Here is a 9,971-nt window from a genome sequence, read left to right on the forward strand (position 1 = left end):
CCTTGCTGATCGAGCCTCCCGACCGCTTCCTTCCCTACGACGAGGCCGGGCAGCCGCAGGTCCCGATCGCCGGCTACCCGAACACGGTGCGCCGCCATCCGTCCCTGCCGCTGTTCCGCCGCCCGGTGACGCGGACAGAGCTCACCGGCCCGCTTGACCTCGCGCCGAAACTCTGGCCGGGCGACACCAACCTCGCCCTCTCGCCGGAGGGCAGGCCGGCGCTCGGGCAGCTCATCCATGTCTCGGGCCGCGTGCTGGACGAGGACGGGCGCCCGGTCTGCGGCGCGATCGTCGAAATCTGGCAGGCCAACGCCGCCGGCCGCTACTTCAACCCGCTGGACCAGCGGGACGCGCCGCTCGACCCGAACTTCATCGGCAACGGCCGCGCGGTAACCGATGCGGAAGGCGGGTACGCCTTCTTCACCATTCGTCCCGGCGCCTATCCTGTGCCGAACTCCGGTCGCTGGTGGCGCCCGCCGCATGTGCACTTCTCCATCCTCGGACCGAGCAGCCTCTCCCGCCTCGTCACGCAGATGTACTTCCCGGGCGATCCCTTGAACGCGCACGACCGCCTGCTGAACGCGCTGCCCGACCTGGCGGCGCGCGAGCGTCTCGTGGCGCAGGAGGTACCGACGGAGGAGGTGGACGGCGAATGGCTCGCCTACAGCCACCGGATGGTCCTGCGCGGCCGCCACGCCACTCCGGCCCTGCCATGACTGCCGCCGGCCCGGGAGCGATGAGCCGCCCCAACGAGTTCCTGCCGCCCACCGGGTGGCACACGATTGGCCCGTTCTTTCCGCGCACCTTCTTCAAGAAGGGCGACAACGACCTGACGCGCCTGTCGCCTGACGCTGCGCCGACCGCGTGTGGCGAGCGCATTCTGCTGCACGGGCGCGTGCTGGAGCAGGGAGGCGGGCCGTGCGTGAATGCCGTGCTGGAGGTTTGGCAGGCCGACGCGGGCGGTCGCTTTCGCCACCCGCTCGATCCCGCCCACGCCCAGGCCGACCCGGACTTCCTGGGCTGGGGTCGCGCCTGGACGGACGAGGCCGGCCACTACGAGTTCCACACGGTGATGCCCGGCGGCTATGCCGACGCGGCTGGGCCCAGGGCGCCGCATGTGAATCTGGCGGTTCTGGGGTCGGGCATCATGCGCCGTCTCGTCACCACCGTGTTCTTCCCCGACTTCGCAGTAGCGAACAGTCAGGATCCGATCCTGCTCGCCCTGCCGGAGGACGGGCTGCGGCGTCGCCTTGTCGCGACGGAGGACGGTACCGCGGACCACATCCGGCGCTTCCGCTTCGACCTCGTCCTGCACGGCTCCCCCGAGGAGGAGACCCCCTTCTTCGTGGACTGAGCTGCATCTTCCCGAAAACAACAAGGCGCGAAGCAAGCCGAGGCGCCGCGACAAGAGAGGAAACCGTCCGAGATGAGAAGACGTGAGGCCGTCGTGGCACTCGCCACCCTGACCGTAGCGGCGCGGGCCCAGGCTCAGGGCAGCCGCCGGCCCGGGCAGATGATCATCCCATTCGCGGCAGGTGCCTCGGCGGATGGCGTGGCGCGCCTCATCGCTGCGAGTCTCGGACCTCGGCTGGACCGCAACTTCGTCGCGGACAACCGGCCCGGCGCCGGCGGCACGCTCGGCCTGTCGGTCCTGGCTCGTTCCCCGGCAGACGGCAGCGTGCTCGGCACGGGTGCGACCGGCGCCGTCGTCATCAACCCGCACACGCCGGACGCGCAGGCTTTCGATCCCCTGCGCCAGCTCACCCCTGTCGCGCGCATCGCGGATATCCCGCTGGTGATCGTGACGGGCAGCGGCACGGGGCTGCGGACGTTGCAGGATGCGATCGCCCGCTCCAAGGCCGATCGCGCGGGGCTGAGCTACGGCACCACGGGCGCCAACAGTTCCCAGCACCTGGCAATGGTGACGCTGGCGCAGGCGACGGGGGCAAATCTCGTCCACGTCCCTTATCGTGGCAGCGCGCCGGCGGTCACGGACGTGCTGGCCGGCACCTTGCCGCTCGCCAGCGTGGACCTCACCTCGGCGCAGGCGCACATCCAGGCTGGAACGGTGGTGCCCCTCGCGGTGACGGGACCGCAGCGCTCGAAGCTCGCCCCTTCCATCCCCACGATCGCGGAGTCCGGGGTGGCGGGCTACTCCGTCACGGCCTGGATGGGCCTCTTCGGGCCGGCGGGACTGCCTGAGTCCATGCGCGAGCAGATTTCTCGCGCCGTCTCGGAGGTGCTGGCCGAGCCAGAGACGGAGCGCACGCTTCTCGCGCTCTCGACCGAGCCCTCCTACCTCGATGACGCCGCCTTCGCCCGCTTCCTGTCCGACGAGTCTGCGCGCTGGAAGCGGGTACTGGGCAGCATGGGCAAGGTGGAATGAGCGCGGCCGCCGGGCTGGCGGCACCCGCCGGGGCGCTCCGCGCGCGGCTCGAGGCGGAGGGTGTCGCGCCCTCGGTCCTCGTCACCGACGCGGACATCCTGGAGCCGCACCTGCGTGACTGGCGCGGGTGGCACCGGGGGGAGGGGCTCGCGCTTGCCCGCCCCCGGACCGTCCAGGAGGTGCAGGAGGTTCTGCGCGCCTGCCACGACCTTGGCCTTGCCGTCGTGCCGCAGGGCGGGAACTCCAGCATGTGCGGAGCCAGCGTGCCTGCCTCGGGGCGCCCCCCGGCGGTGGTGTTGAGCCTCTGCGCCATGGACCGCGTCCGACACATGGACGCCCCGGGATGGAACCTCGTCGCGGAGGCCGGCTGCACCCTGGGTGCCGTGCAGGCAGCCGCCCGCGAGGCCGGGCGCCACTTCGGCCTGGACCTGGGTGCCCGGGACACGGCCCGCATCGGCGGGCTCGTCTCCACGAATGCCGGCGGGATGGGCGTGCTACGCTACGGCACCATGCGCGACCAGGTGCTGGGGCTGGAGGTGGTGCTGGCCGATGGCACGCTCTGGAATGGGCTCCGTGCCCTGCGAAAGGACAACTCGGGCCTGGACCTGAAGCAGCTCTTCATCGGCACGGAGGGAACGCATGGCGTCGTTACCGCTGCCTGCCTGCGGCTCCACCCCCCGGAAACCTATGCCGCGAGCCTGTTGCTCGCCCTGCCGGACCTCGTCGCGGCGAACCGGGTGGCGGAGATTGCAATGCGCCTGGGCGGGCGTGCCCTGAGCGCGCTGGAGCTGGTGCCCGGCATGGGGCTCGCCCTCGCCGCCGAGATACTAGGCGGCCCCCTTCCGATGCCGGAAAACCACACTTGGAACGTGCTGCTACACCTTGCCGGCGAAGAGCCAGTGGAGCCGCTCGCGGAGGCCATCGCCTCGGCCGCGATGGAACAGGGGGCGGCGCTGGACGGGGTGCTTGCTCAGTCCGGTGCCCAGGAGGCGCGGCTCTGGGCACTGCGCGACGCCTTCTCCGAGGCCCATCGCCTGCTCGGCCTCTCCTTTCGCTTCGACCTCGCCGTGCCGCTGGGGAGGATCACGGCCCTTGCCGAGGCGCTGATGCCCCCCGTCCTGCGCCTCGCGCCCGGCGTCCGCTTCTTCATCTTCGGCCATCTCGGCGACGGCAATCTGCACGTCTCCATCGCCCAGCCCGAGAGAGCTGAGGCCGCTTCCTTCGCCGCCCTGCGCCCGACGATCGAGAAGGTGGTGCACGAGATAGTCTGGCGGAGTGGCGGCACCATCAGCGCGGAGCACGGCATCGGCCAGCTGCACCGCGACGAGATCGCGCTGCAGAAGCCGGCGGCGGAGCTGGCGCTGATGCGCGCCGTAAAGAGCATGCTGGATCCCAAGGGGATTCTGAACCCCGGCCAACTCCTGCCAGACTGAAGGCGCTCAAAGAGGATATGCGGATGACGACGATGACCGGCGGTCAGGCCCTGGCGCACCAGCTGGTGCTGGAAGGGGTGACAGATGTTTTCGGAATCCCCGGCGTCCAGCTCGACTGGGCGGTGGACGGGTTGCGGCAGGTCGCCAACCAGGTCCGCTTCACCGTGCCGCGACACGAGCAGACCACCTCCTACATGGCCGATGGCTACGCGCGCGCCAGCGGCCGCTTCGGCACCTGCATGATGGTGCCGGGTCCCGGCATGCTGAATGCCATGGCCGGCCTGTCCACCGCCTATGCGTGCAACTCGCCAGTGCTCTGCATCGCCGGCAACATCTACGGTCCGGCAGTAGGCAAGAACCTCGGCCTGCTGCACGAGATCAAGAACCAGACAGGTGTGCTCGCCTCGGTCACCAAGTGGCAGGGCACCGCGTCTACCCCTGCCGAGGTCCCGAACCTCGTGCGGGAGGCGGTTCGCCAGCTTCGCACCGGGCGCCCAGCGCCCGTCGGCATCGAGATCGCGCATGACGTGTTGAGCGCGAGCGGCGAGGTAGACCTGATCACCCCGGACGCCGAGGACCTGCGCCGGAAGCCGGACACCGCCGCGGTTGAACGAGCTGCCGCGATCCTGGACGGCGCGGGCTTCCCGGTGATTTTCGTCGGCGGCGGCGCGCTGGCGGGCGAGGCGCCGGAGGCCCTTCGGGCGCTGGCCGAGCGCTTGCAGGCACCAGTGGTGATGGGTGAGAACGGCCGCGGCGCTCTCTCGGACCGCCATCCGCTTGCTCTCAACGCTCTCGGCGGGCGGGCAGTCTTCCCCCATGCGGATGTGGTGCTTGTGGTCGGTAGTCGCTTCGTGGATACGGCGGTCGGCAACCCGGCCTGGCCGTCCGACGCGGTGCGTTACATCTATCTCAACATCGACCCCTCCGCCTGGGCGCCACCGCGCAGGGCCGAGGTGGCGATCGAGGCGGACGCGGCGCTCGGCCTGAGGGCGCTGGAGGGCGCCGTGTCCCGCCGCCCCGCCCGGGGGGACGACCTGGACCGCGTGCGTGCCTGGGCAGTTGCCCAGTCTGACGCGATCCGGCCGCAGCGCGACTTCGTGCAGGCGATCCGGAACGTGCTTCCCGACGACGGCATCCTGGTCAATGAGCTTACGCAGGTCGGCTACTATGCTCGCTTCGCCTACCCGGTATATCGACCCGGGACCTTCATTGGTCCGGGCTACCAGGGCACGCTCGGCTATGGCTTTCCCACGTCGCTGGGTGTGGCCGCGGGTGCCTTGGGGCGACCGGTCGTCGGCATCACAGGCGACGGCGGTTTCGGCTGGGGCATGCAGGAGCTGGCCACGGCCCGGAAGTATGACCTCCGCGTCGCCACCGTGGTCTTCAACGACGGGCACTTCGGCAATGTCCACCGCATGCAGGAGGACCAGTTCGGCACCGCCTTCGGCACCGGGCTGAAGAACCCCGACTTCGGGAAGCTCGCCGAGGCATTCGAGGTTCCCTACCGCCGAGCTGACGACGGTGAGGCGCTGGAGCGGACCCTCCGCGAGGCACTCGACGCCGGCGGGCCAACGCTGATCGAGACGCGGGTGGGCGGGATGCCAAGCCCCTGGCACCTGATGCGGCTTCGTAACCCGCCCTTCGTCAAGGCGCAGCCGGCGCCGCCCAACCCACTCGGCGAGCCGCCGACGGGTGTGGGCGCGGCAGAGAACTGAGGACGGGCTTCTGTTATCGCCCGGGCAGGCGGAGCAGCAGCACCTGTCCGTGGCCAGGATAACAATTCTGCGGTTTCGCGTAGGGCTCTCGCAGAGCCGTACAGGATGCTGGAACAGGGATGGAAGTGGATTCGAGATGAACACGCGCGCTACGACGAAGCACAACGAAGCTGACGACTCTCGCCCGCTCGACGAAGCGCCCTTGGGCCGGCGGGCCGTGCTCGGCACCGGTGCGGCGCTGCTCCTGTCCTCAGGAGCAGAAGCACAGACGCGGGCCGGCCCGATCTTTGATGCCGGTCCGACATCCTGGACGGCGACGGCGGCGATTAGGCGGATTAGGAACGGCGACATCAAGGCCGAGGATTACGTCCGGGCGCTGCTGCGGGAGTACGAGCGCCACCGTTCCTTGAACGCCGTGACTTGGATCAACGATGATCGTGCCCTGGAGGCGGCGCGGTCCATCGACACGCGCCGCGCGCAAGGCGGGGAGCTGCCGCCGCTTGCGGGGCTTCCCCTCATCGTTAAGGACAACATTGCGACCATAGGTTTTCCGACCTCGGCCGGAACGCCCGCGCTCCGCGGCGCTGTGGCGCGCTCGAACGCGCCGGTCATGCAAACCCTTCTCGACGCCGGCGCCCTCGTCCTCTGCAAGGGCAACATGCACGAGCTCGCCGTCGGTGGCACTTCGTCCAATCCTGCCTTCGGGGTCGTCCGCAATCCCTACGACCCCGGTCGTATTCCCGGTGGGTCGAGCGGCGGTGTTGCAGCCGCTATCGCCGCGCGGTTCTGCCCGGCCGGACTCGGCACGGACACCGCAGGTTCCGTGCGAATCCCCGCCGCATTCTGCGGCATCGCCGCGCTCCGGCCCACGACGGCGGGCGACCGCCGACTGTCGCGCTATTCCCTGGATGGCGTCGTGCCGCTCGTGCTCACGCTCGATACGATCGGGCCTATGGCGCGCAGTGTCGAGGACGTAGCGCTGCTCGATGCCACCATCACCGGCCGGCCGCGGCCGGAGCGAGCCGGGTTGCGCGGGCTTCGTCTCGGCATCCCGCGTATTCCCTATTGGGAGGCGGTCGACCCCGAGGTTTCACAAGTTCTGGAGGCGAGCCTCGCACAGCTGCGGGAGCGCGGCGTCGAGCTTGTCTCGGTGGAAATGGCGGACCTGATCGCGCGCGCGAACGATCTCTACGTGACGCTTTACAATGGGGGCTTCGTCCACGACCTGGAGGCCTATCTCGCCTCCGCTGCACCAGAGGTCAGCCTCGACGCGGTCATGGCGGGCCTGAGCAGCCCGGACGTGCGCGCGCGCTTCGGGGCGCTCCGAGCACCGACCACGCCGCGTGAGACCGTCGCTCAGGCTCTCGCGACCGTGCAGCCACAGCTTGCCCGCGACTACGCCGAACGCCTCCGTGCAGCGGGAGTCGAGGCTGTCGCCTTCCCGACCGAACCGCTCGTTGCTCCGCTGATCCGCGACGGCGGGGACAGCTACGATGACGAGATCGAGGTGGGGGGACGAAAGGTCGGCCGGATGGCGATTGTGATCCGCAACACGCGGCCAACCGGCGGGATCGGGGTGCCCGGTGTTAGCATCCCCGCCGGCCTCTCCGCCTCGGGGCTTCCGGTGGGGCTAGAACTCGACGGGCTGCCGGGCCAGGACGCACGCCTCCTCGGCATCGGTATGGCACTTGAGGACGCGCTCGGGCCGCTGCCGCCTCCGGATCCCATGCGGCTCAGGCGCTGATCTTGTCGACGCGAGCACTCGACAATCCATCCGGGCTCACGTCAGACGGCCGGTTTGAGTAGCCGGCATCCTGCTTGGTCCTCGGTGCAGATAGCTTCGGTTGCCCCGCGGGCCGCGTGATTGCAGCCAGGGATATGAGCGGGCAGAGCTTCTTTGCGACGATGGCCGGCATCAAGGCCTCGAACTCGGAGCTGATCTGGGGTGGGCCTGGGTGATCTCGGCGGTTAGTCAAAGCCGTGGTGCCGGCCCGACCTGCGGTACCGGTCAAACGGTGGCGCAGCACCTGTCGGCGGCACCTGCAGGCCCTCCCGGTCCGGGAAGTGTTGGTTCTGATCCGGCTCCGGTTCGTCCGCCCTCGGTGCGGCAACGGCACTTGCGAGCGGCAGATCTTTCCCGAGCGCTCCAGGCGCAAGATCTTCCCGGTGCGGAAGCGGGCGCATTGGATTGCATAATTCCAGCGGGCGGAGCCTGCACTGAATCGCTTGTGATCCAGGGTGTGGATGGAAGCTGGGCACTGGGCAGCGCTTGAAGGCAGCATGGCCGGGACTGGCTTATACTAACCGCCTCAGAGTTTGACCTGCGCCCAGGAGCGGCGCGTGATGGAGGCGATCTGCTCGGGTATGCTCATCAGCGCGGACCAGACGTGGCAGCAGGCATCCACAAGAGCGTCGTAGCTGTCCCACACGCGGTGACTGAGCAGGTTCTGACGTAGGAACTTCCAAATGTTCTCGATGGGTTCAAATCCGGCGCGTAGCGGGGCAACGGCAGGAGGCTGATATTCTCGCGCAGGCGCAGCCTGGGTGAGGTGTGCCAGCCCACGCCGTCGAGCACGAGGACGGCGTGCGCGCCCTGGGTTACGCAGCGGCTGATCTCGGCCAGGTGGATGTTTATGGCATCCACGTTGACGCCGGGCAGCACGACAGCCGCGCCGACGGCGAGCTCGGGGCAAACCGCACCGAAGAGCCAGGCCCAGGTATCGCGGTGATCACGTACATCCCGTGGGCGCATGCCCCGCTTCGTCCTGATCCGTGCGAGCGTACCCTGCTGACCCGCACGGGCTTCGTTCATAAACCAGATCTCAAAAGGCGTGCGCGGGCGATGTCGTCTGGCCCGGCACGACCTTCAGATGTCTCGGGTTTGGGTCTGGCGAGCTTTCGTCGCGCCCGGAGGCGTTCCCTGACGATCTGATCGGGTGTCGTGCCGTCGAGGACGCGCTGGCGGCGGGCATTGTAGGCGACGTTGAAGCCCCGGAGCAGCTGCTCGAGCTGGGCATGGGACCAAATGGTGATGCCGAGCACCTCGCTGCCGACCCGACCGTTGAACCGCTCCACCATCCCGTTATCCGGCATCATGCCCTTGGTGCCTCGATGTTTCTGCTGATCCTGCTGGACCGGCGCTATGGTGAGACCATCCGGGACATGGGGCACCGGGAGCACGCAAGTGCGGGCAGGCCGACGTTCAACCATGGGTTGCGAGCCCGAGCCGTTATCTGGCCGCCCCTGCGGCTCGCCCGGATGCGCTGCGAGCGTGGCTCCGTAGTTGCCGTGTTGCCCGCCAGCTCCCGTGAGGTGAACAGCAAGGCAAGGAGGCAAGCCGGTGAGAGTCGTGGGACTGGATATCCACCGCGTGTTCGCCGAGGCCCTGATGCTGGACGACGGCAAAGTCGTCCGCCTCGGGCGGGTCAGCATGACGCGGGAGCATTTGGGGGCATTCGCCCGGACGCTGGCGCACGACGACCACGTCGTCGTGGAGGCGACCGGCAATGCGGCCGCGGTGGCCGAGGTGATCGCACCGCATGTCGGGCGAGTGGTGATCGCCAACCCGCGTCAGGTGCGGCTGATCGCGCACGCCAAGATCAAGACCGACACGATCGACGCGACAGTTCTGGCCAAGCTTTACGCCAGCAACTTCCTGCCCGAGGTCTGAGCTCCGGACGCGGGGACCCAGGCGATGCGGCGGCAAGTGACACGGTACAACCAGATCGTGCGCCAGAGGGTGCGGTTGCGGACCATCACGCAGTCCATCCTGCACGCCCACCTGCTGCCGCAGTGTCCACACGCCGAGCTGTTCGGCATTCGCGGCCGTACCTAGCTCCTGACTCAGCCTCTCCCACCGGACGAGCGGGAGGCTGTGGAGCGGCACCTGCGCGAGTACGACCGCCTTGGCGAGGACTTGAAGGTTGTCGAGCGTGAGCTGGCCCGCGAGGCTTTGGCCAGTACCAGCATCAAGCGTCTGATGACTATCCCGGGCGTCGACATGGTGGTCGCCGTCGGGCTGGCCGCGGCGATCGGCCCGATCAGCCGGTTCAAGGGACCAGAACAGCTCGTGGCCTACATCGGCCTGAACCCGAGTGTTCATCAGTCCGGCGAGGGGCGACCGCAGCACGGCCGCATCACCAAGCAGGGCAGGTCGCACGCGCGAAACATGCTGGTCGAGGCCGCATGGCAGGCCGTGCGCGGCCCCGGGCCGTTGCGGGGGTTCTACCAGCGGGTCGCCGCCCGGCGCGGCACCCATACCGCCGCCGTCGCGGTCGCCAGGAAGTTGGCCGTCATCGTCTGGCACAGGAACCGTCAAGTTGGCCAGCCACGAGCTTGCCCGAGCGGTCCACCGCCGGGTAGTCGGGTGGGATGACCGCATCCGCCTGCCCGAGCTTCGCTGGGTATCGCTTCCCGGTCGAGATCATCAGCCAAGCG

Annotated in this window: 7 protein-coding genes and 2 pseudogenes; 7 read left to right on the forward strand and 2 right to left on the reverse strand. The window is 69.0% G+C overall.

Features of this window, described 5'->3' with window-relative positions; translation table 11 throughout:
* Positions 1-2 precede the first annotated feature (2 nt).
* The 6 genes from ACO1BU_RS20805 to ACO1BU_RS20830 all read left to right on the forward strand — a co-directional run bounded on the left by ACO1BU_RS20805 (position 3) and on the right by ACO1BU_RS20830 (position 7,278).
* Positions 3-716 carry a dioxygenase family protein gene (locus ACO1BU_RS20805; RefSeq protein ID WP_424137887.1) on the forward strand — a complete coding sequence of 238 codons (714 nt, stop codon included), beginning with the start codon at positions 3-5 and terminating at the stop codon, positions 714-716.
* A 20-nt stretch (positions 717-736) separates the two neighbouring features.
* A complete protein-coding gene (gene pcaG, locus ACO1BU_RS20810) occupies positions 737-1,354 on the forward strand; it encodes a protocatechuate 3,4-dioxygenase subunit alpha (protein ID WP_424137888.1) in 618 nt (205 codons plus the stop codon).
* 72 nt (positions 1,355-1,426) lie between these two features.
* Complete coding sequence (locus tag ACO1BU_RS20815) at positions 1,427-2,386, forward strand: Bug family tripartite tricarboxylate transporter substrate binding protein (protein ID WP_424137889.1); 960 nt, start codon at positions 1,427-1,429, stop codon at positions 2,384-2,386.
* A complete protein-coding gene (locus ACO1BU_RS20820) occupies positions 2,383-3,819 on the forward strand; it encodes an FAD-binding oxidoreductase (protein ID WP_424137890.1) in 1,437 nt (478 codons plus the stop codon). The genes ACO1BU_RS20815 and ACO1BU_RS20820 overlap by 4 nt, the downstream gene beginning before the upstream one ends.
* Positions 3,820-3,842: 23 nt before the next feature.
* Positions 3,843-5,534: a thiamine pyrophosphate-dependent enzyme gene (locus tag ACO1BU_RS20825; protein WP_424137891.1), complete on the forward strand. Its 1,692-nt coding sequence runs from the start codon at positions 3,843-3,845 to the stop codon at positions 5,532-5,534.
* 136 nt (positions 5,535-5,670) lie between these two features.
* A complete protein-coding gene (locus ACO1BU_RS20830) occupies positions 5,671-7,278 on the forward strand; it encodes an amidase family protein (RefSeq protein ID WP_424137892.1) in 1,608 nt (535 codons plus the stop codon).
* Positions 7,279-7,905: 627 nt separating this feature from the next.
* Here the strand turns inward: ACO1BU_RS20830 and ACO1BU_RS20835 are convergent.
* Positions 7,906-8,346 carry a transposase gene (locus ACO1BU_RS20835; RefSeq protein ID WP_424137893.1) on the reverse strand — a complete coding sequence of 147 codons (441 nt, stop codon included), beginning with the start codon at positions 8,344-8,346 and terminating at the stop codon, positions 7,906-7,908.
* 71 nt (positions 8,347-8,417) lie between these two features.
* Positions 8,418-8,645, reverse strand: a pseudogene (locus tag ACO1BU_RS20840) (IS481 family transposase); the annotation flags it as partial.
* Positions 8,646-8,874: 229 nt separating this feature from the next.
* Between ACO1BU_RS20840 and ACO1BU_RS20845 the strand changes: the two are divergent.
* Positions 8,875-9,840 (forward strand): annotated as a pseudogene (locus ACO1BU_RS20845) (IS110 family RNA-guided transposase); the annotation flags it as partial.
* Positions 9,841-9,971: the final 131 nt, after the last annotated feature.

This window comes from Roseomonas chloroacetimidivorans (assembly GCF_049629625.1).
Taxonomy (GTDB): domain Bacteria; phylum Pseudomonadota; class Alphaproteobacteria; order Acetobacterales; family Acetobacteraceae; genus Roseomonas; species Roseomonas chloroacetimidivorans.

What these genes read in the sequence shown, in the direction of transcription:
- pcaG (WP_424137888.1), top strand. Translation starts at nt 737, where the DNA reads ATGAGCCGCCCCAACGAGTTCCTGCCGCCCACCGGGTGGCACACGATT.
- ACO1BU_RS20815 (WP_424137889.1), top strand. Translation starts at nt 1,427, where the DNA reads ATGAGAAGACGTGAGGCCGTCGTGGCACTCGCCACCCTGACCGTAGCG.
- ACO1BU_RS20820 (WP_424137890.1), top strand. Translation starts at nt 2,383, where the DNA reads ATGAGCGCGGCCGCCGGGCTGGCGGCACCCGCCGGGGCGCTCCGCGCG.
- ACO1BU_RS20825 (WP_424137891.1), top strand. Translation starts at nt 3,843, where the DNA reads ATGACGACGATGACCGGCGGTCAGGCCCTGGCGCACCAGCTGGTGCTG.
- ACO1BU_RS20830 (WP_424137892.1), top strand. Translation starts at nt 5,671, where the DNA reads ATGAACACGCGCGCTACGACGAAGCACAACGAAGCTGACGACTCTCGC.
- ACO1BU_RS20835 (WP_424137893.1), bottom strand. Translation starts at nt 8,346, where the DNA reads ATGAACGAAGCCCGTGCGGGTCAGCAGGGTACGCTCGCACGGATCAGG.